23 protein-coding genes, 1 tRNA gene and 1 pseudogene are annotated in these 23,911 nt (G+C 49.6%); 11 read left to right on the top strand and 14 right to left on the bottom strand.

Features of this window, described 5'->3' with window-relative positions; genetic code table 11:
• Positions 1 to 31: 31 nt before the first annotated feature.
• From BWI97_RS19040 to BWI97_RS19030, 3 genes are all read right to left on the bottom strand, one after another.
• Entirely contained in the window at positions 32 to 574 is a 543-nt protein-coding gene (locus tag BWI97_RS19040; RefSeq protein WP_141217554.1) for a hypothetical protein, read from the bottom strand.
• A 30-nt stretch (positions 575 to 604) separates the two neighbouring features.
• Complete coding sequence (locus BWI97_RS19035; protein WP_094814908.1) at positions 605 to 976, bottom strand: phage holin family protein; 372 nt, start codon at positions 974 to 976, stop codon at positions 605 to 607.
• A 152-nt stretch (positions 977 to 1,128) separates the two neighbouring features.
• A complete protein-coding gene (locus tag BWI97_RS19030) occupies positions 1,129 to 1,488 on the bottom strand; it encodes a YtxH domain-containing protein (protein WP_102202360.1) in 360 nt (119 codons plus the stop codon).
• A 404-nt stretch (positions 1,489 to 1,892) separates the two neighbouring features.
• On the opposite strand from BWI97_RS19030, the gene BWI97_RS19025 reads away from it, so the two are divergent.
• Positions 1,893 to 2,228 (top strand): response regulator, encoded by a 336-nt coding sequence (locus tag BWI97_RS19025; protein WP_233207910.1) that lies wholly within the window; start codon positions 1,893 to 1,895, stop codon positions 2,226 to 2,228.
• 221 nt (positions 2,229 to 2,449) lie between these two features.
• Here the strand turns inward: BWI97_RS19025 and BWI97_RS19020 are convergent, their stop codons facing one another.
• A complete protein-coding gene (locus BWI97_RS19020) occupies positions 2,450 to 2,941 on the bottom strand; it encodes a hypothetical protein (RefSeq protein WP_102202359.1) in 492 nt (163 codons plus the stop codon).
• Between the two features lie 205 nt (positions 2,942 to 3,146).
• Positions 3,147 to 3,956 carry a transglutaminase family protein gene (locus BWI97_RS19015; RefSeq protein WP_094815057.1) on the bottom strand — a complete coding sequence of 270 codons (810 nt, stop codon included), beginning with the start codon at positions 3,954 to 3,956 and terminating at the stop codon, positions 3,147 to 3,149.
• A 199-nt stretch (positions 3,957 to 4,155) separates the two neighbouring features.
• On the opposite strand from BWI97_RS19015, the gene BWI97_RS19010 reads away from it, so the two are divergent.
• Positions 4,156 to 4,626 carry a PA2169 family four-helix-bundle protein gene (locus BWI97_RS19010; protein ID WP_102202358.1) on the top strand — a complete coding sequence of 157 codons (471 nt, stop codon included), beginning with the start codon at positions 4,156 to 4,158 and terminating at the stop codon, positions 4,624 to 4,626.
• Between the two features lie 145 nt (positions 4,627 to 4,771).
• Here BWI97_RS19010 and BWI97_RS19005 read toward each other — a convergent pair whose 3' ends face one another.
• Positions 4,772 to 5,962, bottom strand: coding sequence for an MFS transporter (locus BWI97_RS19005; RefSeq protein ID WP_102202357.1), 1,191 nt, complete (start codon positions 5,960 to 5,962; stop codon positions 4,772 to 4,774).
• A 142-nt stretch (positions 5,963 to 6,104) separates the two neighbouring features.
• On the opposite strand from BWI97_RS19005, the gene BWI97_RS19000 reads away from it, so the two are divergent.
• The 7 genes and pseudogenes from BWI97_RS19000 to BWI97_RS18970 all read left to right on the top strand — a co-directional run bounded on the left by BWI97_RS19000 (position 6,105) and on the right by BWI97_RS18970 (position 10,993).
• A complete protein-coding gene (locus BWI97_RS19000) occupies positions 6,105 to 6,557 on the top strand; it encodes a regulatory protein RecX (protein WP_094814896.1) in 453 nt (150 codons plus the stop codon).
• Positions 6,558 to 6,604: 47 nt separating this feature from the next.
• Positions 6,605 to 7,519, top strand: a complete 915-nt coding sequence (locus BWI97_RS18995) for a DUF72 domain-containing protein (RefSeq protein ID WP_102202356.1) — start codon at positions 6,605 to 6,607, stop codon at positions 7,517 to 7,519.
• A 225-nt stretch (positions 7,520 to 7,744) separates the two neighbouring features.
• The gene (gene hisH, locus BWI97_RS18990; protein ID WP_102202355.1) at positions 7,745 to 8,329 is read left to right on the top strand and encodes an imidazole glycerol phosphate synthase subunit HisH; all 585 of its coding nucleotides are present in this window, start codon (positions 7,745 to 7,747) and stop codon (positions 8,327 to 8,329) included.
• Positions 8,330 to 8,335: 6 nt separating this feature from the next.
• On the top strand, positions 8,336 to 9,058 hold the full coding sequence (gene hisA / locus BWI97_RS18985; protein ID WP_102202354.1) for a 1-(5-phosphoribosyl)-5-[(5-phosphoribosylamino)methylideneamino]imidazole-4-carboxamide isomerase: 723 nt from the start codon (positions 8,336 to 8,338) through the stop codon (positions 9,056 to 9,058).
• A 6-nt stretch (positions 9,059 to 9,064) separates the two neighbouring features.
• On the top strand, positions 9,065 to 9,907 hold the full coding sequence (gene hisF, locus BWI97_RS18980; protein WP_102202353.1) for an imidazole glycerol phosphate synthase subunit HisF: 843 nt from the start codon (positions 9,065 to 9,067) through the stop codon (positions 9,905 to 9,907).
• 9 nt (positions 9,908 to 9,916) lie between these two features.
• Positions 9,917 to 10,585, top strand: a pseudogene (hisIE, locus tag BWI97_RS18975) (bifunctional phosphoribosyl-AMP cyclohydrolase/phosphoribosyl-ATP diphosphatase HisIE).
• 69 nt (positions 10,586 to 10,654) lie between these two features.
• Positions 10,655 to 10,993 carry a phage holin family protein gene (locus tag BWI97_RS18970; protein WP_094814890.1) on the top strand — a complete coding sequence of 113 codons (339 nt, stop codon included), beginning with the start codon at positions 10,655 to 10,657 and terminating at the stop codon, positions 10,991 to 10,993.
• 194 nt (positions 10,994 to 11,187) lie between these two features.
• Here the strand turns inward: BWI97_RS18970 and pbpC are convergent, their stop codons facing one another.
• Positions 11,188 to 13,479 carry a penicillin-binding protein 1C gene (gene pbpC, locus BWI97_RS18965; protein ID WP_102202352.1) on the bottom strand — a complete coding sequence of 764 codons (2,292 nt, stop codon included), beginning with the start codon at positions 13,477 to 13,479 and terminating at the stop codon, positions 11,188 to 11,190.
• A gap of 21 nt (positions 13,480 to 13,500) precedes the next feature.
• A complete protein-coding gene (locus BWI97_RS18960) occupies positions 13,501 to 13,956 on the bottom strand; it encodes an RDD family protein (RefSeq protein WP_141217553.1) in 456 nt (151 codons plus the stop codon).
• Positions 13,957 to 14,318: 362 nt separating this feature from the next.
• Between BWI97_RS18960 and BWI97_RS18955 the strand changes: the two genes are divergently transcribed.
• A complete protein-coding gene (locus BWI97_RS18955) occupies positions 14,319 to 14,753 on the top strand; it encodes a MarR family winged helix-turn-helix transcriptional regulator (protein WP_102202351.1) in 435 nt (144 codons plus the stop codon).
• 58 nt (positions 14,754 to 14,811) lie between these two features.
• Here the strand turns inward: BWI97_RS18955 and BWI97_RS18950 are convergent, their stop codons facing one another.
• The 6 genes from BWI97_RS18950 to BWI97_RS18925 all read right to left on the bottom strand — a co-directional run bounded on the left by BWI97_RS18950 (position 14,812) and on the right by BWI97_RS18925 (position 22,568).
• Entirely contained in the window at positions 14,812 to 16,323 is a 1,512-nt protein-coding gene (locus BWI97_RS18950; protein WP_094815054.1) for a glycoside hydrolase family 10 protein, read from the bottom strand.
• 135 nt (positions 16,324 to 16,458) lie between these two features.
• The gene (locus tag BWI97_RS18945) at positions 16,459 to 19,611 is read right to left on the bottom strand and encodes an efflux RND transporter permease subunit (protein WP_102202350.1); all 3,153 of its coding nucleotides are present in this window, start codon (positions 19,609 to 19,611) and stop codon (positions 16,459 to 16,461) included.
• Between the two features lie 49 nt (positions 19,612 to 19,660).
• Positions 19,661 to 19,963, bottom strand: a complete 303-nt coding sequence (locus tag BWI97_RS18940; protein ID WP_094814882.1) for a DUF190 domain-containing protein — start codon at positions 19,961 to 19,963, stop codon at positions 19,661 to 19,663.
• A gap of 40 nt (positions 19,964 to 20,003) precedes the next feature.
• Positions 20,004 to 20,963 (bottom strand): efflux RND transporter periplasmic adaptor subunit, encoded by a 960-nt coding sequence (locus BWI97_RS18935; protein WP_102202349.1) that lies wholly within the window; start codon positions 20,961 to 20,963, stop codon positions 20,004 to 20,006.
• A gap of 12 nt (positions 20,964 to 20,975) precedes the next feature.
• Positions 20,976 to 22,214 carry a TolC family protein gene (locus BWI97_RS18930; RefSeq protein WP_094814878.1) on the bottom strand — a complete coding sequence of 413 codons (1,239 nt, stop codon included), beginning with the start codon at positions 22,212 to 22,214 and terminating at the stop codon, positions 20,976 to 20,978.
• A gap of 281 nt (positions 22,215 to 22,495) precedes the next feature.
• Positions 22,496 to 22,568, bottom strand: a tRNA-Phe gene (locus tag BWI97_RS18925).
• Between the two features lie 279 nt (positions 22,569 to 22,847).
• Here BWI97_RS18925 and BWI97_RS18920 point away from each other — a divergent pair.
• The gene (locus BWI97_RS18920; protein ID WP_094814876.1) at positions 22,848 to 23,852 is read left to right on the top strand and encodes a sugar phosphate nucleotidyltransferase; all 1,005 of its coding nucleotides are present in this window, start codon (positions 22,848 to 22,850) and stop codon (positions 23,850 to 23,852) included.
• The last annotated feature ends 59 nt before the right edge of the window (positions 23,853 to 23,911 follow it).

Here is a 23,911-nt window from a genome sequence, read left to right as displayed (position 1 = left end):
GAAGAATCGCTTTTTTGTTGAATACACAAACTTATAGAGGTGTTCGAATGGGTCGTTCCGGTTGCACCAGGGGTAACGACTCTACGACATGAGCTCTCGGAATATCATCTTCGGCAGTAGCGTCTTTCAACCAGCGGAAGAATTTTTCCTTCCAGTTTTTCTTCGGCTTCACATCCGTAATATGAATCAGCTTCGGTTGTGGGTCGTCGTCAGATACGTCTTTTACCCAGTTTAGCGATTTCTGAAGCAAATGATTTTGATTGGACGATAAGTAATTAGCCGTAGCCCGTTTCAGAAGAAAACGAATGATGAACCGCAAAGGCCAAGCCATTCGACCAATGGGCGAGTAGGAGATCGCCATGTCGATGCCTCGTACCACCCCCATTTGCAGGGCGTTATTTTTGGGCTTACTCATCAAATGAGTAAAAGTCTGAACAATCTGCCGGGCGGGATTTATATCTTCTTTGATGTCATCAAACTGCCGCCGGATTCCTACCCTTGACGTTTCAATCTGATTTTTCAAACGGGCTCGTTCAGCCTGTAAATCGGATAAGTTTTCTATTCTATTGTTCATGGTCATGATCAAATAAGTCGAAAGTAAAGACTACTTTTTCGGTGCGTCTTTTTCGTAGTAGAAGCGTTTGATGAAGGTATTAAGGAGCGGGATCTTAATAAATTTATCACGAATCAGGAATAAAATCAGAGTCAGTAAGGCATAACCAAGAGCTACGTAGCCAAATCCTGCCGCCACACTACCAACCGATTCACCAATCCACCAGGCCAGGGCAATACTGCCAAACAGTAAAACGAGTCCACCAAATACACTAACAATCAAAGCGGCAACAACGGACGAGACGATATCAGCCGTTTTGTCGGCCGTTTGTAGCACCGCCATATTCCAGCGGGCCTCTATATAGTCGGTAACACGTGCAAACAAATCTTCGGCTGATTCGCGAAGGTCCTTTATTGATTCCATAAGGGTTGAGAGCGATGAATAAAAAAGTAGATTTAAATCAAAAGAATTACATCAGTTGGAGGATGCTAACCTGTAATTAATAACAAACGGGGAACTCAAACGTGAGCCCCCCGTTTATGATCGACTAATCTTTGACTAATCAGTCATCAAAATTAACCGAGTTGCTCGTTCACTTTTTGCTTCGCAGTTTGCTTGGCTTCGTCAGCCTGATCCTGCAGGTCTTCGAATTTTGAACGTGCTTTATCTTTTAAGTCACCGGCTTTCGATACAGCCTGGCTCTTCAGATCTTCCAAAGAGATTTTACCTTTCTGAATCGCTTTCAGTACTTCATCGGCCAGATCACCCACTTGCTTTTTCATCTTACCACGCGTATCCTCTCCTTTGTCGGGAGCGAACAACAGACCGATTACTGCTCCAGCAGCAGCTGCAGTAACAATTCCTAAAAAGATTTTTCCATTATTAGACATGACATCCTCCTGTTTAAATAGTGAAACTTTTGATTCGGGGAACATTGAAAAAACAGCCGTGCCAGCAAATCAAAAATAAGAGGGATTTTTTCGCACACTGATAGATATTAAGTATAAATTATCAAATGGTATCAAAATTTCGGGGAAAATCAAGAAATATGAAAAATCATCCATTTTTTCGAAAAGATTAACAGATGACTCAAAGTGGGGAAAAAAACTCTCAAAAACGCTTTGGTATATTATTTTAAAAACTATTACCCTGGATACCGCACCGTACAGGTGTTTTAGGTTAGGTGGAAGATCGGCATTGGGCAAGTCCACCGGATTTGCCCAATCTTTTTTTTAACTTAATTGGTTCATACATAAAGAATTATGATAGACTTGTTAAGTCTTGGCTATAAACTGTATAAGATATGCCCACGTATCTTCCGAGTATATACGGAGACAATATGAAGGTTTTGATCGTAGATGATGAAGAAGATTTATGTATGCTGCTAGGAAGTTTTCTTCGTAGAAAAAAGGCAGAAGTGAGCTACGCTAATAATCTTCGCAACGGCTTGGAGCAGTTGCACCATGTCAATCCAGACGTTGTTTTTCTTGATAATAATTTACCCGATGGTACTGGCCTTGAGGCCTTACCCAGCTGGCGACAATTGTATCCGGAGAGCCGCATTGTAATGATTAGTGCGATGAGCAATCTACGTGAAAGAGCTCTCGCCAGCGGTGCCGATGCTTTCTTAGAAAAACCTTTGAGCTTCAGATTGGTAGAGTCAGTTCTGGATTAGGGGAAAAACTTATTTATTGCCTTAATAAGGCTCCGGTCATTACTGATCGGAGCCTTATTAGTTTTAGCAATTACAGGAGATATATTATTTGTTAAAAAAGCAGAGAAGACTTGACTGATTGATCCAAATTGCCTCTAACGTATAGAGTAGGGAACCGACTGGAAGGAGACGTCCAGAACCTTGAGGAATATGGGGGATTTCGGGCTACACGGTATTTGTACTTAGTCCTGTAAACTCTTTTGAGCTTCGTCAACCTTGCGATTAAGATCCCGTTTGAATTCTTTCCAGTCTTCTTTAGCGTTGTTTTGAATCTTTTTCAGGGATGCGTCCAGTTCATCACGTTTTACTTCCAGCTTCGCTTTCCGCTCTTGCCAACGAATCTTTTCTTTGTCTTTCGCTACTTTAATTTTACCATCTACCCGGTCAATCTCTTTCTGCAAGGCTAGTTTCTGGTCTTCTACTTTCACGGATAATTCCGAACGCTCGCGTTGCCAGTCTTCTTTCGTTTCCTGACCCGCGTCTTTAACATCCGTAGCTACATCGTCGAAAGCTTTTTTGGTCTTGTCTGCCGCTCGGTCGGTTGCACGCTCTACCTTATCCTGAGCTTCCTGGGCATCTTCAGCAGCCTGATGTTTATCCTTTGCAGTACAATTGATTAAAAGTGAGCAACTCAGCAGGCCCATCCCCAACCAGTACATAGCTTGTTTTTTCATAATTTGTTTTTGTTTAAGTATTGAGACGTAACTAAAGACAAGCTAATAATCAAAGAAATGTACCTAAGTTTTAAAACCACTTCTTTTCACACCAATGGCTTGGCGTAATACAACAGTAAGTAGCGAAGACGATTACTTATGTAGAGCAATTGCAGAAAATATGTAGAAAAAAATACCCTTAAAGAAAAGTTTTCGTTCTCAAACTTTATGAAAAGCTGGGTGAAATAGGGAGCGGTTGAGCAGCTTCTACTTGTACGTGTAAACTTTTGAAGTTGACGCCACCAAAGTAAGAAGCAAAGGCTACGTCAGCAGCATCGCGACCATAAGCGACGGCAATGCGGTTCCCCCGGGGTTGTGGCTGGGTCGGATCAAATGTATACCAGCGATCCCCAATGTAGGCTTCAAACCAGGCGTGTAGATCCATCGGATCAAGCTCATACAGATACCCTACTACCATACGGGCCGGAATGTTACAACTACGACATAAGGCAATGCCCAGGTGTGCAAAATCACGACAGACGCCCACGCGATTCAGCGTGATGTCCATCGCCGACGTAGAAGAATTTGTCACGCCGTATTCGTACCGGATGTTATTGTAAATCCATTGTCGAATGGCCTCTACCTGAGCGTATCCCAAAGGATAGCCCTGAATGATTTCTGCGGCGAGTCCACCCAGCTTATCGGCTTCACAATAGCGACTCTGCAACAAAAATTGCATGACTTCATCGGGTACATTCGATACCGGTACCCAGTCTGCCTGCGTATGGACATCAATTTGATCGGCACAATCAGCGGTTACACGTGACTCCAGCCGGAAAGGACCCGGTGGGATCATTAGCCGTTGACAAAGATTTCCGTACGAATCCGTGTATTCAGTGATCTGGACCAGGGGATCTACAATGTATTCTTCTTTAACAATAAACTGGCTGGCTCCACTGCGGGGGCGAAGCATGAAAACGGCAGGAACGTGTCCTATAGCTTCTAGTTCAATCTGACAACTGGCTTGAATAAGCATGGGAATAAAGTAGTAAGGGGCGGTAAAAGTCAATAAAAAGGTAGTCCAGATCAGGTAACTTTTCGAAAGATAAGCCAGATTCTCTGGACTAGGGAAGTGGCACTACATTTTCGGTTTCAAGCGGATGTTGTTTTCGAGGTAATACAACGATGGACCTTTCTTTCTCAGCAATAAACCACTCTTTCGAAGAGCAATCGCTATGGATGTAAGTGAACAAAGGCAAATATTAAATTTTCTGTATGCAGTCTGCAGTGATCGCCATGAGCAGTACCAGAACGCTCGGGAAGAAGCGAACGAATCTCATTTGAAAGAGATGTTTGGTAATGGAGAACGGGAAAGCAGAAAGATGATGGAAGAAATCCGAACACTCTCGCAGGAATTGAATCTGGAATGGGAAGAGCAAAGTACCCTTTCCGGAGATTTACACAATTTATGGATTGACTTCCGCTCGAAACTGTCCGGTCATGATTCCAAGGCTATTCTGGATGCGTTGTGCTGTGCCGAAGAGGCAAATCTGGAGAAGTACCAACAGGAGTGGCAGAATAACCAAAGTGGGGAGGATCGGGTGCAGGCCTTGATCAGCCATCATAGGGACGAGCTAAAACACTCGCTTGAAAAACTGAAGACGCTGACTCAGGATGAAGCGAGTCACCTAAAGCTGAAATTGTAAGCTACAAATGAAGGAAAAACAAAAGACCCGGCTAATTGAGTAGTCGGGTCTTTTACACGTTTTAGTCGCAATTGTAGGTAAAACGGCGAACCCTATCAGAAAGTTTCAGGGTTGAAAAATAATCTCATAATTTTTTATGAAAACTTCAACTTTTTTCGGAACGGTACGAAAGGCTTAAAAAACCGATGGTGGCTACTATCGAAAAGCTGATCATTAACCACCAAGCCGATGCAAAGCCGACGCGACTGATAAACTGTGTACCGAGCAGAGGAGCTGAAATTTGAGCAATGGACCACGAGGCTGTGTAGGCTGCCGTGTACTGTCCTCGATTATGCGGTTTGGAACGGGCAATGGCGTACGAGTTCATAAAAGGCATGGCCAACATTTCGGCCAGCGTAGCCAGAATCATGGCTAGTACTAACCAGATGACGCCAAAGAATACATTAAAAATGAGGTAGGATATACCGACCAGTAACGTCCCAATAGCCATGAGCCGTAAATGGACAAAACGATTTTCCAGTTGATGTACCAGCACCATTTCGACAGCTACAATTAATACCCCGTTTAGTGCCATCAATGTACCAATCTGATTTTCGGGTAGGTGATACACTTGCTTGTAATACAGCGGAACCGTTGAGAACAACTGAAAAAAAGTGATGGCAAATAGAGTAACAAAAACCATGAAAATCATGAAATGCGTATCCCGATAGGCCGAATCCTGACGGGATTGCTGAACGGTTTGACTTTCATGTGAAACGGAAGATTGAGGTAGAATTAGTACCAGCAGAAGCGTCGCGGCCAGACAGGTGCAGCCGTCCGCCCAAAACAGTAGCGAGTAATCAATGGATGCCAGCCAGCCACCTACCGCTGGCCCTACCGACCAGCCCAGATTCAGGGCCAGGCGGTTCAGCGAGTACGAACGGGTTCGGTTTTCGGGTGTGCTGTACAAGGCTACTGCGGCCGTAACGGCGGGACGGAACCCCTCGGCAACCAGTCCCAGTACAAAGGTGCCCAGGCATAAGCTTTCGAACGTTTTAAGCTGGCCTACTACCAGGAACATTAGGCCACCCAGTCCCAGGCAGACCCACATAACCCGGTAGGCTCCGAGGCGGTCGGTAAGTCGTCCGCCGAGCAGGGTGCCGCCAATGGAACCAACCCCAAACAGAGCCATAATTACGCCAGACTGGTCAATACTCAGGTGCAGCGACTCCGTCAGGTAAACGCCCAAAAAGGGAATGACCATGGTGCCACAACGATTGATAAACATGACCAGAGCCAGCAACCATATAGATCGCGAAAGCCCGCTATAGGCGGATCGATAGAGTTGTAAAATCATGGGTAGAGTGGGGGGAAGAAGAATAAACTAGTGTAAGAAAATCAAAGGTAAGCATTCCCTGTTTTCTCCCGAGAAAGAAAGGAATGAAGCCTTCCAAATTCGCTAAAAAATTCGTAATTTTAAGAATTAAGCCCTTTTTGCCATGAATGCAGATGCCCTACGACAGGCCGCTTCGTTTTGTGCCTACCAGGAACGAACGGTGCAGGAAGTCCGTCAGAAACTCAACGCCTGGGATGTATCCGAAGAAGATACGGAAGCTATCCTGGCCCGATTAATTCAGGACGGGTACCTCAGCGAAGAACGCTTTGCCAAAAGTTTTTCCCGGGGAAAATTCAGAACCCGCCACTGGGGAAAAATCAAAATCGAAATGGAAATGCGGCGGAAAGGCCTCGGCGAAACCGACCGCAAAAACGCTCTGGAAGAAATTGACCAGACGGAATACCACGACTCGTTGAAAAGCTTACTGGCGAAGAAAGACGCTTCCCTGAAAGATACCGACCCACGGGTACGGAAACAGAAACTGGTTCGGTACGCCCTGAGCAAAGGCTACGAATCGGGCCTGGTCTGGAAAGTACTGGGCGAGGACTGGGACTAAGGTGGCCTGACTTTTTCATCACGGATGCCACCTAATTTGCACGTATCATGGACTTTGGTAAAGTTTCACCCGGTCAAATCAATACCATCAATTTTACGCTTCCCGCCGACTCGCCCCTGAATATGCAGGTATTGTCGGGCCAGCCGGTGGCTCATCCCTTGCCCGCGTATGTGGGTTGCCCCGTCTGGATGGAAAAAAGCTGGCTGGGCAAAATCTATCCTTCGGCCATGAAGGATAAAGAAGCACTGGCTCACTACACCCAGCAGTTCAATACCATCGAACTCAACGGTACCCATTACCAGATGCCCAACGACGAAACCATCGAGCGTTGGCTGGAAGAGGCTACGCCGGGTTTCAAATACTGTCCCAAATTTCCCAAAGCCATCAGTCACGAAAAGGAACTGCTTGGTGTAGAAGACGCGACGCAATTTTTCTGTCGGCAGTTACTGAAACTGGGCGATCATTTAGGCATTCCGTTTCTGCAACTGGGGCCGGCTTATACGCCGCAAAAAGGCAAAGGCTTGGTGGAATTCCTGAAACTCATTCCGGAAGGAATGACGATTGCCGTGGAATTCCGGCATCCGGACTGGTTTGCCAATCCCCGCATCTGGGCCCGTACCTGTGAAATCCTGCGGGAGGCGGGGCACGCGGCGGTGATTACCGATGTGTCGGGCCGCCGGGATGTGCTGCATCAGACGCTGACGGTTCCCAAAGCTGTGATCCGTTTTGTGGGCAATGAACTGCATTTCACGGATTATACCCGTACCGACGAATGGATTCAACGCCTTAAAAAATGGCAGCAGGAGGGTCTGGAGGAACTCTACGCGTTCATTCACTGTGGACAGAGTGAGTGTGCTCCCGAGTTGTCCAACTACTGGATTCAGGAATTGAATACGCATCTGGGCTTGGCACTGAAGCTACCTAAGTTTTTACCGAAAGTCGATCAGATGAGTCTGTTTTAAAGAAAAGCGGATGTATCCCTTTCGCAGAAATGCGATTTCTGGAAAATTCTTCTACTTTTGCCGTATGAATTGCACCGTATTTCATCATCATTCCCATGTATGGCTCCGCTGAACAGGCTGATGTGATTCCGGTTTTATGGTCTAGCAAACACCGAATAACAGATACAAACGCCTGATTCACCGAATCGGGCGTTTTTTTATGATCGAACGTAATCGCTGAAGGTTATGAAAACCGTCATTATCAAATACAACGCCGGCAATGTACAGAGCGTCATGTATGCTCTCGAACGCATCGGGGCATCGTACCTCTGGACGGACGATGAGGCCGAGATCCGTACCGCCGATAAAGTCATTTTTCCGGGCGTTGGCGAAGCCTCAACCGCCATGGCGTACCTGCGGGAAAAGGGCCTTGACCGCGTTATTCCTACGCTCCAGCAACCCGTACTGGGCACCTGCGTGGGTATGCAGTTGATGTGCCAGTATTCGGAGGAAAACCAGACGCAGGCACTGGGCATTTTTCCGGTGGACGTCAGACGTTTTCCGGCGGGTGAACTCAAGGTACCGCACGTGGGCTGGAATAACCTGTACGATTTGAAGTCGCCGCTGACGGAGGGGATGACGCCCCATCCGTACGTGTACTTTGTCCACAGTTACGCGGCTCCGGTATGCGAGTACACGGTAGCCAGTTGCGATTACGTCGTGCCCTTTTCGGCGATGCTGCACAAAGACAATTTCTACGCCGCTCAGTTTCACGCTGAAATCAGCGGAAAAGAAGGGCAGCTCATTCTTGAAAACTTCCTGAAACTCTAAGTAGCTATGTTTATTATTCCCGCCATCGACTTGATTGAAGGCAAAGCCGTTCGATTGACGCAGGGCGATTATTCGCAGAAAACCGTCTACAACGCCCATCCGCTGGAAGTAGCCAAGGAGTTTGAAGGAGCCGGGCTGACACGTCTGCATCTGGTGGACCTCGATGGAGCAAAAGCTAAGAAAGTCATTAACTGGAAAGTACTCGAAACCATCACTACACAGACGCGTTTGCAGGTTGATTTTGGTGGTGGGGTACAATCGGACGAGGATCTGAAAATCGTCTTCGAAAGCGGAGCAACGCAGGTGACGGGCGGGAGCATTGCCGTAAAAAATCCCGATTTGTTTGCCAGCTGGCTCAGTCAGTACGGCGGGGAGAAAATGATTCTCGGAGCCGACGCCAAAAACGAACGCATCGCCGTGAGTGGCTGGGAAGAAGGAACGCAGTTGTGGGTGTATGATTTCGTGAAGCAGTGGGAAGAAAAAGGCATTCAGTACATCATTTCGACCGACGTCGCCAAAGACGGCCTTTTACAGGGCCCCAGCTTTGATCTGTACGAGAAGCTTCAGCAGCAGTCGCCAGCCCTGCGGGTGATTGCCTCGGGTGGTGTGAGTTCGCTAGCCGATCTGGAGAAGCTGGCAGAAATGAACGTATACGGCGTGATTGTTGGGAAGGCCATTTACGAAGGCCGGGTTTCCCTGAAAGATTTAAGTACCTTCGTTGAAAACTAGGCCACTATGTTAACCAAACGCATCATTCCGTGCCTGGACATCAAGGACGGACGTACGGTCAAAGGAACGAATTTCGTGAACCTGCGGGATGCCGGAGATCCGGTAGAACTGGGGGCTTTGTACGCCGAACAGGGAGCCGACGAACTGGTATTTCTCGACATTACGGCAACCGTCGATAATCGGAAAACACTCGTAGAGCTGGTTCGTAATGTAGCTCGTCACGTGAATATTCCTTTTACCGTTGGCGGCGGTATCAGTTCCGTAGCCGATGTATCGGCCTTACTTAACGCCGGAGCCGATAAAATTTCAATCAATTCTTCGGCCGTCCGTCGGCCTGAACTCATCGACGAACTGGCTTTGCAGTTCGGTTCGCAGTGTATCATCGTAGCGATTGATACGCGGGAGATTTCCGTACCCAGCGATGTGGTGAGCCATCAGGAAACCACGACCAGCCGTTTTGGTAACGAACGTGTCAGTACCCACGAAATTCGCCTGACGACCGAGCACGTCGTACACACGCATGGGGGCCGTAAGGCTACCGAGCTGCGTACCTTGCCCTGGGCGAAAGAAGCTCAGGAACGTGGAGCGGGTGAAATACTGCTGACTTCCATGGACGCCGACGGTACCAAAGCCGGGTTTGCTCTGGAGCTAACGGCGGCGGTTTCCGGACAACTCAGTATTCCCGTGATTGCTTCGGGTGGAGCGGGGTTAATGGAACATTTCCACGAAGTATTCACGACCGGAAAAGCCGATGCCGGACTGGCTGCCAGTATTTTCCACTTCCGGGAAATTGGTATTCAGCCTTTGAAAATGTACCTCCAGGAAAAGGGCGTCACGATGCGACTGTAATCAAGTCTTATGAAACTGAATTTTGAAAAAGCCGGCGGTCTGATTCCGGCCATCATCCAGGACGTTCAGACGAATAAAGTGCTCATGCTGGGCTTTATGAACGAAGAAGCCTACGCCAAAACGGAGTCCGACCAGATAGTAACCTTTTTCAGCCGTACCAAAAATCGGCTGTGGACCAAGGGCGAAACCTCCGGCCATTTTCTGCACGTCAGGGAAATCCGTATCGACTGCGATCAGGATACGCTGTTGATTAAGGTAGAACCCGTGGGCCCCGTGTGTCATACGGGAGCGGATACCTGTTTTTTTGAAGAAAATCCCCGGTAGGAGCGTTTGCTTCTTCCGTCCTACTTTATCCCATTTTAAAGGCAACCTTGCCCATTCTGTATGGCCGTTGAATTCTTAGATCAGTTAAAAGCTATTATCCGGGAGCGGAAACAATCCGCCAGTGAAGGTTCGTATACGGCTAAATTGTTCGCCCGTGGTACGCATAAAATTGCCCAGAAAGTGGGTGAAGAAGCCGTTGAATTGGTCATCGAAGCCATGTCCAACGATGACCAGCTGTTCAAAAACGAAGCAGCAGATCTGCTGTTTCACTACCTGATCCTGCTCGAAGACCGCAATATCGATCTTGACGAGGTCATTGCCATTCTCGAAGATCGTCACCGCGAGCGGCAATAATCACTAGGAGACTTAGGTTTTTGGTACAAAATTTTGCATGTTCAGCCTTTGTACTAACACCTTCTTCTTATGGGCCTTATTGTCCGTTTATTGATTAATGCCGTTGTCGTGTACCTGGTGGCCAGTTTTCTGCCCGGGGTTTCGGTCGATGGTTTCACCACGGCTCTGATCGTAGCCGTAGTACTGGCTTTACTGAACACGTTTGTCAAGCCGATTTTACAAATTCTCAGCCTGCCGATTACGATTCTGACGCTAGGCTTGTTCCTGCTGGTAATCAACGTTTTGATTATCAAAATGACCGATTACCTCGTTGACGGGTTTGCCGTTGATAACTGGCTGATCGCCCTGATATTTAGCTTTATCGTTTCGCTCGTTTCCGGTGCTCTGGGAGCGGCCAGCGATGACTAATACCTCGCCGGGATAAGCTGGAAAGCTTGTACCAGTGAAAGAAATACCGAGTCCCTCCGCATTTTTGTACAGTACATGCTGTGCCTGATGCAGAGGGACTCGGTATTTTCATGAAGAAGGTATAGACCTCCTAACCATTACTGATGCAGTTTCCAAACCTGTACCCTCCAGCCGACAGTTTCCAACTGCCTAACTTACTCATAACTCACCTTCACCCGAATGTCCGTATGCCTGCCCTGATCATCCGCACAGGAAATTTTTACGGTTCCAGCGGGGGGCTGACAGAATACCGCCTGCGTCGGGTCGGCCGTTTGAATGAGCTGATCGTTCAGATACCAGTAAACCTTCTTTACGTCATTTCCCACCTGAACATTGAGCGATAGCTGGTTCTTTTCCTGCCGACTGAGGCGATAGCTTGCCCCATCCACCGGAAACGTAATGTTTAGCCGATGCGTTGTTCCCGCCACCTGCGTACAGGCCGGATTATGCGGCGGGATGCGTTCGTACGCAATGTGTCGGGTTTCGTACCAGTGAATCAGTTCCGGCGGATCATTCGCTACCCAGGTTTTTACGCTTCCTTCATCGGGCTTGCAGTAGGGGCAGTAACTCATTTGCCGTTTCAGGTCCAGCCATACGCGTTTTTTGTGCATACAGCGTCGGGTTGAAGACACGCCGGGCAGGTAATAATCCGGTAACGTGTGCGTGCAGAATTCATCGGGTAACAAACCCGTTTCGGCACAGACCTGCCGCGTAGCCAGCCCGTCGGGTGGACTAAACCACTGAGCCGCCGCGTTGTAATCAATCGTATTGAAAATTTCGAAAAGCAGGGGCGTAGCCGTGTTGGCTCCGTTGAGTTCGGGGACGCCTTCACCCGAGAAATTACCCACCCAGACGCCGACGGTATAGTGAGCGTTGTACCCAATACTCCAGGCATCTTTCTTCCCAAACGAAGTCCCTGTTTTCCAGGCAATTCGCGGCAATCGATACGTATAAGCGTAATTATTGGGTAAATCCGGGCGGGCCACCTGCGTCAGAATCTGCGTAATGAGAAAGCTGGCTTCTTCGCTAACTAATTCCGTGGCATTATGAAAATCCGGATTTTTCAGAAAGTAGGCTTTGTTAAACTGCCCCTGATTGGCGAAGCTGGCAAACAGCGTAGTCAGTTCCTCAAGCGTAACGCCACAGCCGCCCAAAATCATCGATAAACCTAATTTCCCGGATTGTTTCTGAATGGTTTGAAACTGGGCCTTTTTAAGTTTTTCAACCAACGCAGAAGCTCCCATCTGCTGCAACACCTGCACGGCGGGTACGTTCAGGGAATTGGCCAGGGCGTATTCAATGGTGACTTTGCCGTGAAACTGACGGTCAAAGTTTTCGGGTTCAAAGCCCATGAAGTTACTCGGCACGTCATATACCACTGATTTGGGCGTTAGCAGGCCCTGATCGAAAGCAGTGGCGTACAACAGCGGTTTCAGCGTACTGCCCGGTGAGCGTACTGCCCGAATGCCATCCACCTGCCCACCGTCCGAAGCGTCCCGAAAATCTGCCGAACCTACGTAGGCTTCTACGGCCATCGTTCGATTGTTGATCACCAATACGGCGGCATTCTGAATGCGATTGACTTTCAGTCGGCTGACGTAATTTTTAACCAGCCGTTCCAGAGCCGATTGCCGGGCCGGTACAAGCGTTGTTCGGAGGATAGGCTGGCCGGGAAATTCTTTTTTCAGGCGAAGGGCCAGATGCGGAGCCGCCTGTGGGGCGTTACTTCGACGAGCCTGTAGGGGTTCGGTAAGGGCATCGGCTACTATAGCTTGGTCAAACAAGTGTTCTTCCTGAAATCGCCGAAGCCAGCGGTTGCGTTCCTGTATCAAATAGGCATTGCTACGGCCAGGTTGTAAACTGTTCGGACGGTTGGGGATGATCGTCAGGGCCGTGACTTCTGCCAGACTCAGAATTTGTGGTGGTTTCTGAAAGTACAGCCAGGAAGCCGATTTGATCCCTTCAATGTTCGATCCGTAGGGAACGAGATTGAGGTACAACTGCAAAATTTCATCCTTGGAAAAATGGGCTTCCAGTTGAAAGGCCCGCAGAATCTCCACTACCTTATTGGCATAGGTTCGCGGACGGGGCTCCAGCAAACGAACCACCTGCATGGTAATGGTCGATGCTCCGGAAGTACGTCGTCCAGTAGTCGTATTGTTGAAAAGAGCCCGTACGACGGCCACCGGATTTACGCCGGGGTGCCAGTAAAACCAGCGATCTTCTTTGAAAATCAGTGTTTTGTGGAGGGTAGGACTAATTTCATCCAGCTCGGTATAAAGTCGCCACTTGTCTTCTTCATTGAGAAAGGCGTGCAACATAGATCCGTCTGCGGCTTCAACCAGGGCAGAATAGCGGGGTTGTACCCGGAAAGGAAACAGGCAATCGAGGAGCACCCCAAGCCCCAGACTGATACAGACGCCCCAAATCCAGAATCGTGCACGCATAGCCAGCAAAACGCAGTGGGCTTACACGTTATCGACTACGTAGGTACGAGCCGCCAGGTCGTGTAAACACTGGTGAAAACGGCTGAAAAGCCCGAAAATGTACACCAGATAAAAATAACCGCTGAGTTCCTTGGCGGCATTGCGGATAAAGGCATCCTTATAGCTGAGCGGTTCTCCCGTTACTTTCACAACACGTAATTTCAGGATACGCTTGCCGAAAGTAGCCTGATAACGAGAACTTTCCTGAAAAAATCGGTAGAAGAAACTCGTGGGTACAATGACCATCAATAACTGCGTATACAGAGCCGACAAGGCTTCGGGATGGGTATTCAGATACTGCCAGTCAAGCTTAAAAATCGGTATACCTACCAGGTAGGCAATCAACAGGGTTGCGATATTAATCAGCAGATAATCAATCAAATGGGCCAGGAACCGATTCCCTACACTGGCCAGCACCAACTCTTCGGTCTTTTGCATATAAACAGGAAAATCAACGTGCAAAAGTAAGGCCTTCTTTTGCTTGTCAACGGTATAAAAACGATTTCAGCCGGAAATAAAATTATACGTATAGAGTTGACTTTTCTTTTTTCTTGTATTCTATTTGTATACGAATAATTGCTTTGCTAATTATTCCTTATACTTCATCAACACTAGTTCGGGTCGTACTGGGCCGGTAAGTTGTAGGCCCAGTACCTACCGGACGATCTGCTTCGCTCGCTTCTTCAGCATTCAGGAACCGTGACGGGTTCAGATTCCATCCCTCGTATTTAGTAAAAGCAGGATTCTATCGTTTGAAGTCTATCTTTGAAATTAGTTCGACTCCTAACATTCCAGTACACATGACGGCTTCTGATCAACGGGCTTATTTCTTCAAAATTGATACAACCATTAAAAAGGTCCGTTACGTATTTCAGAAACGCCTGGATGAGGCGGGAATGGAACTAACGGTAGATCAGTGGGTTTTGCTCGACCACGTTTTTCATTTTCCGGGTATCAGTCAGAATGCTCTGGCCGAGAAAACGGCCAAAGACAATCCTACTGTTACGCGGATCCTGGATATTCTGGTGAAAAAAGGACTCATCGAACGCCGGATGGCCGAAGAAGACCGTCGCAAGTTTAATCTTCACTTAACGACCGCGGGTACGGACAAGTACCACATAGCATTCCCGGTAGTAGCGGAAGTACGCAAAATCGGCTGGGCCAATCTCTCCGATCAGGATTTCGACGATCTGGTTCGTATTCTGGATACGATTTACCTGAATATCACGGGCTAGGAGTTCAATGAAGGAATGATAGAATGAGTGAAGAATCGAATGAATCTGATTCATTTCTTCATTGCACCTCCACATCGGTCATTACGCCGTAACTTTCATTCTGTAGGCGATCCAGGGCCGTGACGACGTATCGGTAACTGCCCCGCGTGGGTGGGGTATCGGCGTAGTACGTTTGTGGAGCCGGAAGAATCGCCAGAATTTTAGAAGTATTATTCAGCACAATCGGCTCATTTTCCCGGAATCGGTACACTACAAAACGACGGGGTACTTCACCATCTACGGCGGCGGGGGGCATTTGCCAACGCATCAATACCTGCGTCTGGGTACGTTTGAGTTCAAATTCCTGGGGTGGGAGGGGCGGCGTATGATCTTTCCAGGGCATCGTAGGTACCAGAGCCGGCAGTCGGTATAAATCCCGGCGAAGCGTATCCTGGAACCCCTTGTAGTTGTTCAGTAAGGACCGCGAACTGAAGTAGATACTCCCCTGAATTTCCGGATGCTGCCGATTGAAACGAATCTGAATGGGCATTTCATCGGGACTATCCCAGCCACTTTCGCCATTCATCCGATAGGCTCCCTGGCCGATGTACAGATGTCGTCCAAAGCAGTTTTTCCGCCACCAGTCCACCAGAGGCTGATAGGGTACCCGTTTATGCCCCCGGTGAAAATAAACCTGCGGAGCAATGTAATCGATCCAGCCCATTTGCAGCCACTTCCGCGTATCGGCGTACAGATCGTCGTAGGAACTCAAACCACGGGTTTCGGAGCCATCCGGGGCCAGCGAACTGCGATTTCGCCAGATGCCAAAGGGACTGATTCCAAATTTTACGTAAGGCTTAACGGCTTTCACCGAATCCGAAATCTGGTGTATGAGCTGGTCAATATTGTCCCGCCGCCAGTCGTGGATGTTTGCGTAACCCGCTCCGTATTTATAAAACGTAACCTGATCATTCAGGATCTGCCCGACCACCTTGTACGGATAAAAATAGTCGTCAAAGTGAATGCCATCTACGTCATAATTTCGGATCAGGTTCGTGACGATGGTGGTAATGTAGTTCCGAACTTCGGGGACACCGACGTTGAAAAATTTAGTCCCGTCATACGTTAGCATCCAGTCCGGGTGCTGGCGACTTACGTGATCAGGCGTTACGTTCGGATGTCCTTTGAATACGGCCCGGTTCAGGTTAAGCCAGGCGTGAAATTCCAGATTCCGCTGGTGCGATTCGGCAATCATAAAGTCCAGCGGATCATAAAAAGGCTCGGGAGCCCTTCCCTGACGACCCGTCAACCATTCCGACCAGGGTTCGATAGCTCCTTTGGCGTAGTACGCATCGGCCGCATCACGCACCTGCACGAAAATGGCGTTCATTCCCGACTGGCGGTGATTATCGAGTATTTGTCGAAACGATTGTTGCTGAGAAGCGGGATTATAGTCACCCGGACGCGGCCAGTCGATATTATCGACGGTAGCAATCCATACGGCCCGAAGCTCCCGCTTGGGCGAAATCTGCTGAGCAAACGCCTGACAACCACAAAAAACCAGAACGAAAAAGAGGAAGCGTGTACACATTACGGGCAGTTCATCGGATTGAAAGCACAAAATAAACGGATTCTATGGCTTCGAAACCAGAATCCGTTTGAAAACGGTAGTCTATCACTCAAAACCGTCTAAGCTACCCGAAGGTTATACGTCATCTTTAAAAAACTAAAGTTCTTCGGTTGATTCGCTGGAAACGCGTTTGGGACGACGAGCGGCCCGCTGAGCCAGCAGTAGAAACAGGGGCGGAATCAATAAAGGAGCAAAGATCAGCGTAGACGTAAGTCCACCAATAATTACCGTCGCCAGCGGTCGCTGCACATCCGAGCCAATGCCCGAGGACGTCGCCGCCGGTACCAGACCAATGATGGCGACCAGCATAATCGCCATGATGGCCCGCAGTTGTTCGCGGGATATGTCGTAAACGGTGGTGAATAGCTCTCTGCCTTCAATCGTCGCCCGGTTAAGGGCCGAAACCAGCAGTACACCCGCCATCACGGAAATGCCGAAAATTGAAACGAAGCCCACGCCTGCCGACACGTTGAAATTATAACCCCGCATCAGCAAAGCCACAATACCGCCGCCCAGGGCAAACAGGATACAGGTAAGCGTGAGTAAGGTATCCTGGAAATTCCGGAAGAGAATGTACAGGAACAGAAACACGACGAGCACCGTCAGCGGAATGGTCAGTAACAGTTGTCCGCCGGCCCGTTCGAGGTTTTCGTACTGCCCGCCGTAGATGACCTGATACCCTTCGGGAATCTGGACCTGCTGCTGAATTTTCTGCTGGACTTCCTGCACAAAGCCCCCCTGATCGCGACCCCGAATATTGGTACGCACCGTAACCATCCGTTTGCTGTCAATGCGGTAGATGTTGGTCTGGCCCTGTACGTACTTGATGTCGGCCAGTTCGCTCATGGGAACCAGTGCCCCCGAGGCGGCCGGTACCTGCAACTGCCGGATGACATCGATGGAGTTCCGGCTCTCGGGTGTGAACCGGATCACGAGATCGTAGCGACGGTCTTCGTCGTAAATCGTACCGACATCTTTGCCACCTACGGCGGCTTCAACCATGGTTTCCACGTCGCTTACGTTCACACCATAGCGGGCGGCAGCCTGTCGGTTGACCTGAATGGAAAGCTGATCCTGCGGACCTTCCTGTTCGATATTGGTGGCCGAAGCTCCCGCTGTTTGCTGGACAATCTTCGAAATCCGATTGGCTTTTTCCCGTAATAAATCCAGGTCGTTTCCGACGACTGAAATGGCCAGATCCGCCGCCGAGCCCGTGACGATCTCCATTACCTGATCGATGATGGGTTGTCCCGAAGAAAAGAAGGAGCCGGGAAAAGCATTTTGTAACTCGGTCTGGATGCGGGCGACAAGGTCTTTTTTGCGGAGGCTATCCGTCCAGGTTGAGTAATCCTTCAAACCCACCAGAATTTCTGTTCGGTTGGGCGGGAAAGGGTCGGTACCCGTATCGTTGCGTCCGGTCTGGGTAATCACGAAATCGACCGGATAATTCTTCGCGATAATCGACCTGATTTTCGGAGCAATCTTGGCGTTCTCCTGAATGGTTACGCCCGATGGCATAAACGACCGTAGGAAGATGGAGCCTTCATCCAGTTCCGGAAGAAACTCCGTACCCAGCCGGGCACCCATACCAATCAGCAGCAGAACCACCGCAAAGCCCAGGGTCAGTACCAGTTTAGGGCCTTTGAGCAGGCGGGTCAGCAGCCAGGCGTACCCCTTTTCGAAGGGCAGTAAAAAGATGTTTCGGTGCTCTTTTAAAGGCTTGGCGTTTGGATCGAGGGCTTTCTTGAAAGCGAAGGAAACCAGTACCGGAATGAAGGTCAGAGCGGCCAGCATGGAACCAACCACCGCAAACGCCAGCGTGAGGGCCATGGGGCGGAATAGTTTGCCTTCTACCCGCTGCATGAGCAGAATGGGCAAATACGCCAGAATGATAATGGTTACGGAAAAGAAAATCTCCCGGCCTACTTCCTGAGCCGCCGATAAGGTGAGCGGGACAATTCCCCGGCGTTTTTCTTCAGCCGTGGCCGATCGATACCGCCGCACCAGGTGCTCAACCATCACGCAGGCTCCGTCTACGATGATCCCAAAATCAATGGCTCCCAGCGAAAGCAGGTTGGCCGGTATGCCTGCCAGTTTCATCAGCATAAAGGCAAAGAGCAGGGCAAAAGGAATGGTAACCGTAACAACCAGGGCCGCCCGAAAGCTTCCCAGAAACAATACCAGCAGAATGATGACAATGGAAATGCCTTCGAAAAGGGTGTGAGCAACGGTTTCCAGCGAATGATCAATCAGGAAACTTCGATCGTACAGCACCCGTAGCCGTACGCCCTTGGGCAACTCGCGGGCTTCGAGTTCGGCCATTTTCGCTTTCAACGCTTCCAGGGCTTCACTGGGGTTTTCACCGCGTCGGAGTACGACAATGCCTTCAGTAGAACCCGTTACATCGACCTTCGCATCGCGTACGGTGTAGCCCAGGATACCCGACGGAGCAGGCGGCGAAATTTCCACGCGAGCTACGTCGGAAAGGAAAACGGGTACGCCGTCCACCGCCGTTAGTACGATGTTCTCAATGTCTTTGGGCGTTTTCAGTACACCCAGTCCGCGTACGGCAAAGCCCTGTCCGCCCCGATCAATCAGATTTCCGCCCGTATTCTGGTTGTTTTTACTAACGGCCTCCATCACCTGGGGCAGGCTCAGGTTGTACTTCCGCAACTTGGCCGGATCGGTTAGAATATGGAATTCTTTCAGAGGTCCTCCGAACGTAACCACATCGGCAATACCCGGCACCTGTAAGAGTTGCGGTACAATTCGCCAATCCTGCAAATCGCGGAGTTGCATGGGCGTGTACGTCGGCGGAGCTTCCACCACGTAACGAAAAATCTCACCCACGGCCGTCGTCAGCGGAGCCAGTTCGGTCGTAACACCATCGGGCAATTCGGCGTCCGCAATGCGTTCGAGTACCTGCTGACGGGCAAAATAATCCGTAACGGTTTCGTCAAAATTGAGCTGTACTACCGACAAACCAAAAATGGTACGCGAACGGCGGTCCGTTACGTGGGGCGTATTATTCAGAGCCCGTTCGATAGGAATGGTTACCTGCTGTTCGACTTCCTCGGCGGCCCGCCCGTCGTACTTGGCAATGACGATTACATTGGTATCGGCAATATCCGGGTAAGCCTCAATTTTGAGCGTACGGAAACACGCGTATCCCACGCCCATCAGGGCTGCCGCCAGGGCCACGACCACCCATCGGTTCTTGAGGGAGAACAATAGAAGACTGCGAATCATGGAAAAAGTAGTAGGACGTCACTCGATACCAGGGTACCGAGCGGGGGGATTAGAATAATTCGACTTCGTAAGCCAGCATCAAAGCCGTGGGCGAAAACTGGCGAATCTCCCGGAGGGCATGCCGTACCCGCTCGGCTTCGGCTTCAAAGAGAATCAGAATGGGTGGTTCATCGAAAGAAAACAGGGCTCCGGGATGGATAATCCGCTGTTGTCCAATGCCGCTGATGCCTTCCAGAACCCGGGCCGAAGGCAGGTGTTGCTGAACCATCCATTGCAGAATCGTAAGGTACAGCGGATGGCCCTGGTCATCCATTTCGTCCTTGTTGAGAATAATCTGAGCCTGAAGGAGCATGGGTATTTTCAGTTAACAGCGTATGGAATCGATGGACAGGTTAAAATCCAAAACTCAGCCCCTTGAGCTGCATGGTGTTTTCGGAGACTACGGCTTCACCCGCTTTCAGGCCCGAGAGAATGATGATGGACGAACCCGTTTGAGAACCCGTGGTGACCGGCCGGCGAACGAAACTGCGGGGCTGGGTTTGGACAAACACATAGTCTTTTCCCTGAATGGTTACAACTGCCGACTGTGGTACCGACAGGAAATTTCCTTCGTTGCTACCAAAACGAACCGTAGCGAACATCCCCGCCTTGAGGCGACTACCGGCATTGGCGACCAGAATCCGCAATTTGATCATACGGGTTTGCACGTCCGCAATTTCGTTGATGGCCTGTAAGGTGCCCCGGAACATTTCGCCGGGATAAGCCGTAAAACTGAGCTGACAGCTTTGGCCCTGTTTCACGCGGGTAAGCTGGCTTTCGGGGACTTCGCACACCACCCAGGCCGTCCGGGTACGGGCTTTCATCAGTAAATCCGCCGGAAAACCGCCCATTTGCAGCCGGGCTTCGTGCTCGATCAACGCGGCCTTTTCGTTCTCCAGTTGCGTTTCGGCTTCCAGTACGTCGCGTCCCGTACCGGCTCCGTTATTGGCCAGATCTTTCGCCCGGGCCACATTTACCTTCAGCGTACGAATGTTGATCCGGTGCTGGAGTAGCTGGGTATATTCCGAAGCCAGTTCTGCATCGTTGAAAAGTACCAGATTTTGCGAGGGGTTCTCCTGCGAGGGAATCACGGTGGCAGCTACCTGAGCCGGAGCTTCAAAATCGGACCGCAGATTACCGGGTTGCGTAACGATGGTTTTGAAATCGGCCGCCATTGTATCCGTTGGCATGGTAATCAGTTGGCCATCCGGAGTGATGGTTGGGCGGAGTAGTTCGGGGGGAGCTTTTTTCTCGGTTTTCTGACAGGCCAGAAGTCCCAGCAGAAGTAGGCAGGTGTAGATACGTACGTTCATTCAAGTGAGGGGTTACCATTCAGAAATTAGACCGGAAGTATACAGCACGTCTACGAAGCTTTTCCGGTAATCGTACAAGGCGTCAAAGTAGCTTTGTCGGGTTTCGTACCAGGCCCGCTGGGCCTCCAGGTAATCGACCAGTGTCGTTGCTCCTTTCACGTAGGTGTAGCGTACGGCATTGAGCACCTGATCAGATTGGCGAAGCAACTGTTCGAACCGCTGAATGGACCGCTGGTGATTACGAAAGGTGTTGACAGCGGTCTGAAGCTCTACGCTGATTCGCTTTTCCAGAAACGTACGCTGATCCTGAGCCTGCTGCTGTAAAATTTTTGACTTCTGAATTTCGCCCTGATTACGACTGAAAACGGGCAGCTCGAAGGTCAGAAACACGCCCAGATACGGTACGGCATTCTGTGGGTTCCAGATGGCTCCGAGTTCGTTGCCGGGTTTCGCCAGTACACGTTGCAATTCCACATTTCGTTGGGCAGCCACCATACCACTTCGGGCCAGTTGCACGTCGGAGCGTTGCTGAAGTGCGTAGTTTAGCAGACTATCAAACTGTACCTGTGACAGAACGGGATCTTTCAAATCAATTTGTACACTATCGGTTTGACCCAGCTGAACCTGTAGCATCATGAGCTGGTTGGCGAACGCTTGTCGGGCCGTCAGAATCAGTACGGCATTGCGTTCGGAGAACACTTCCGTCCGGGTCAGATCCGATGTGCTCACGACCTGATTCCGAAGACGCACCCGATTGACGGCCACCAGGCTATCCAGGTTAGCCTGGGTTTGTTGCAATAAATCCAGTTTCACCGACGCATACCAGGCATCCAGCCAGCTAAGGGCTACATCGCGTAGCATCTGACGGGTATTTTCTTTCAGATTCGCTTCTGAAACCTGCGTCAGGCCCTGAGCAAAGGCTACCCGACGGTTTCGTTTTCCGTAGAGATCAAACTCCTTGGTTAACTGCAACCAGAACTGCCGATTCTGTCGGCTCAGGTAACCTGCGTCGGCGGGAAGGCGTTTCGACGAAAGCTGAAGGAGGGTTTGATTATTGAGGATAGGATTGCTTCGAAGGCCCGCCGTAATTTCATCCGAGCGGCTGGCGGCTACGTCCAGCGTCTGTAACTGCAACGTAGGGTTGGCTTCCCGTACCCGTTTCAGGGTTTGGCGGAATGAATACACCTGTTGACCGTAACCGTAAAAGCACGTCACGAGTACCAGCCCCAGGGCCAGCGTCATTCGCATCATAAAATGTATTGAATTAGGAGTTGGCTCATCGGATTTGATTAGCTCATCCGTGCCCCCCAGGTGAACAGAATGGCCATAGCCCGTATTGGACGCAATCGGGGCCACGAAGTCAAATCGCGGAAGGAAAATAGATTTTTTGCTGGAAAATGTCGACGACTCAGGAAAAAACCAATGGTTTCATGCAGGAAAGGATTGAATCATTCGGGAAGCAGAAAATGATTCTTCGGCAAAGGGCATAAAAAAAGCACGTTAGCCAAAGACTAACGTGCTTCTAAAAAGGGTGGTAAAGGGCGGGTTCGAACCGCCGACACACGGATTTTCAGTCCGTTGCTCTACCAACTGAGCTACTTCACCATTTTTTGTCCCGCTACTACGTGTGTTTTGGGACTGCAAAAGTAGTAGCATAAACAGCCAAAAGCAATACCTGAAGCAATATTTTTTAAAAAAAAATCCAAACGAATGCGAAAAAGCCTGTGGATCACCCGTTTGGCTTCACAAATTTAAAACTTGCTGAAGCAGAACTATCGGCTTATGTTTGTAGCCAGTACTGGTAACGCCGACAATCAATCACCGCTATACCTGAATTCTATTCAACCACCTAGTGCTACGTAACGAATCGAAGAAAATTTAGTCATGAACATTATTATTCCCATGGCAGGGATGGGTAAGCGGATGCGGCCTCACACCCTTAGTATCCCTAAACCCCTGATTCCCATCGCCGGAAAACCCATTGTACAGCGGTTAGTAGAAGACATCGCCCAGGTATGTGGCACCCCCATTGATGAAATAGCTTTTGTCATTGGTGATTTTGGTCAGGAAGTAGAACAACGACTGCTGGCCATTGCCGAGTCAGTCGGAGCGAAAGGACGGATTTGCTACCAGAACGAACCCCTCGGAACGGCTCACGCCATTTTGTGCGGGGCTGAAAGCCTGGACGGAAATGTTATTGTTGCGTATGCCGATACCCTGTTCCGGGCAGATTTTAAACTGGAGACGGATCAGGACGCCATCATCTGGGTACAGGCGGTGGAAGATCCGAGTGCGTTTGGCGTAGCTCAGGTAAACGAAGCGGGCGAAATCATCGGTTTTGTGGAGAAACCGCAAACCTTCGTATCGGATCTGGCGATCATCGGTATCTACTATTTCAAAGACGGTGAAAACCTGCGGAAGGAATTGCAGTATCTGGTGGATAACAATATCAAAGTTTCGGGTGAGTATCAGCTGACGGATGCTATTGAAAATATGCGTCGGAAAGGCCTGAAGTTTGTACCGGGTCAGGTACAGGAATGGCTGGATTGCGGCAATAAACAGGCTACGGTAGAAACCAACCGCCGTTACCTGGAATTCGTCCGCGATCAGAACCTCATTCACGAATCCGTAAAGCTGATCAACTCGGTGGTCATTCCCCCCGTATTTGTGGGCGAAAATGCCGTCATTGAAAATACAGTACTCGGGCCGCACGTTTCCGTGGGTAAGAAGACCAGCGTGAAGGATTCCGTAATCCGCAATTCCATCGTGCAGGAAAATACGGTGATCGAAAGTGTCAACCTGGAGAATTCCATGGTGGGCAACTTCGTTCACCTGACCAGTAAAGCTGCGGATTTGAGTGTCGGCGATTATAACTCGATTACGGTTTAAGCAAACCACGCAGCCGTTCGTATCTGCTTAGAAATGACGGGCGTAGCTTTAGAGCGAGC

It is taken from the genome of Siphonobacter sp. BAB-5405 (genome assembly GCF_002872335.1).
Classification (GTDB): Bacteria; Bacteroidota; Bacteroidia; order Cytophagales; family Spirosomataceae; genus Siphonobacter.
This window is presented reverse-complemented; position numbering and strand designations above follow the sequence as displayed.

Bases quoted from the DNA above. Each gene is read 5' to 3' on its own strand.
- pbpC (WP_102202352.1), bottom strand. From the start codon at position 13,479: ATGCGTGCACGATTCTGGATTTGGGGCGTCTGTATCAGTCTGGGGCTT.
- BWI97_RS18960 (WP_141217553.1), bottom strand. From the start codon at position 13,956: ATGCAAAAGACCGAAGAGTTGGTGCTGGCCAGTGTAGGGAATCGGTTC.
- BWI97_RS18970 (WP_094814890.1), top strand. From the start codon at position 10,655: ATGGGCCTTATTGTCCGTTTATTGATTAATGCCGTTGTCGTGTACCTG.
- BWI97_RS18995 (WP_102202356.1), top strand. From the start codon at position 6,605: ATGGACTTTGGTAAAGTTTCACCCGGTCAAATCAATACCATCAATTTT.
- BWI97_RS19040 (WP_141217554.1), bottom strand. From the start codon at position 574: ATGAACAATAGAATAGAAAACTTATCCGATTTACAGGCTGAACGAGCC.
- BWI97_RS18920 (WP_094814876.1), top strand. From the start codon at position 22,848: ATGAACATTATTATTCCCATGGCAGGGATGGGTAAGCGGATGCGGCCT.
- BWI97_RS18950 (WP_094815054.1), bottom strand. From the start codon at position 16,323: ATGTGTACACGCTTCCTCTTTTTCGTTCTGGTTTTTTGTGGTTGTCAG.
- BWI97_RS18930 (WP_094814878.1), bottom strand. From the start codon at position 22,214: ATGATGCGAATGACGCTGGCCCTGGGGCTGGTACTCGTGACGTGCTTT.
- BWI97_RS19035 (WP_094814908.1), bottom strand. From the start codon at position 976: ATGGAATCAATAAAGGACCTTCGCGAATCAGCCGAAGATTTGTTTGCA.
- hisH (WP_102202355.1), top strand. From the start codon at position 7,745: ATGAAAACCGTCATTATCAAATACAACGCCGGCAATGTACAGAGCGTC.
- BWI97_RS19025 (WP_233207910.1), top strand. From the start codon at position 1,893: ATGAAGGTTTTGATCGTAGATGATGAAGAAGATTTATGTATGCTGCTA.
- BWI97_RS19010 (WP_102202358.1), top strand. From the start codon at position 4,156: ATGGATGTAAGTGAACAAAGGCAAATATTAAATTTTCTGTATGCAGTC.
- BWI97_RS19005 (WP_102202357.1), bottom strand. From the start codon at position 5,962: ATGATTTTACAACTCTATCGATCCGCCTATAGCGGGCTTTCGCGATCT.
- BWI97_RS18955 (WP_102202351.1), top strand. From the start codon at position 14,319: ATGACGGCTTCTGATCAACGGGCTTATTTCTTCAAAATTGATACAACC.
- BWI97_RS18935 (WP_102202349.1), bottom strand. From the start codon at position 20,963: ATGAACGTACGTATCTACACCTGCCTACTTCTGCTGGGACTTCTGGCC.
- BWI97_RS19030 (WP_102202360.1), bottom strand. From the start codon at position 1,488: ATGTTCCCCGAATCAAAAGTTTCACTATTTAAACAGGAGGATGTCATG.
- BWI97_RS18940 (WP_094814882.1), bottom strand. From the start codon at position 19,963: ATGCTCCTTCAGGCTCAGATTATTCTCAACAAGGACGAAATGGATGAC.
- BWI97_RS18945 (WP_102202350.1), bottom strand. From the start codon at position 19,611: ATGATTCGCAGTCTTCTATTGTTCTCCCTCAAGAACCGATGGGTGGTC.
- BWI97_RS19015 (WP_094815057.1), bottom strand. From the start codon at position 3,956: ATGCTTATTCAAGCCAGTTGTCAGATTGAACTAGAAGCTATAGGACAC.
- BWI97_RS19000 (WP_094814896.1), top strand. From the start codon at position 6,105: ATGAATGCAGATGCCCTACGACAGGCCGCTTCGTTTTGTGCCTACCAG.
- hisA (WP_102202354.1), top strand. From the start codon at position 8,336: ATGTTTATTATTCCCGCCATCGACTTGATTGAAGGCAAAGCCGTTCGA.
- hisF (WP_102202353.1), top strand. From the start codon at position 9,065: ATGTTAACCAAACGCATCATTCCGTGCCTGGACATCAAGGACGGACGT.
- BWI97_RS19020 (WP_102202359.1), bottom strand. From the start codon at position 2,941: ATGAAAAAACAAGCTATGTACTGGTTGGGGATGGGCCTGCTGAGTTGC.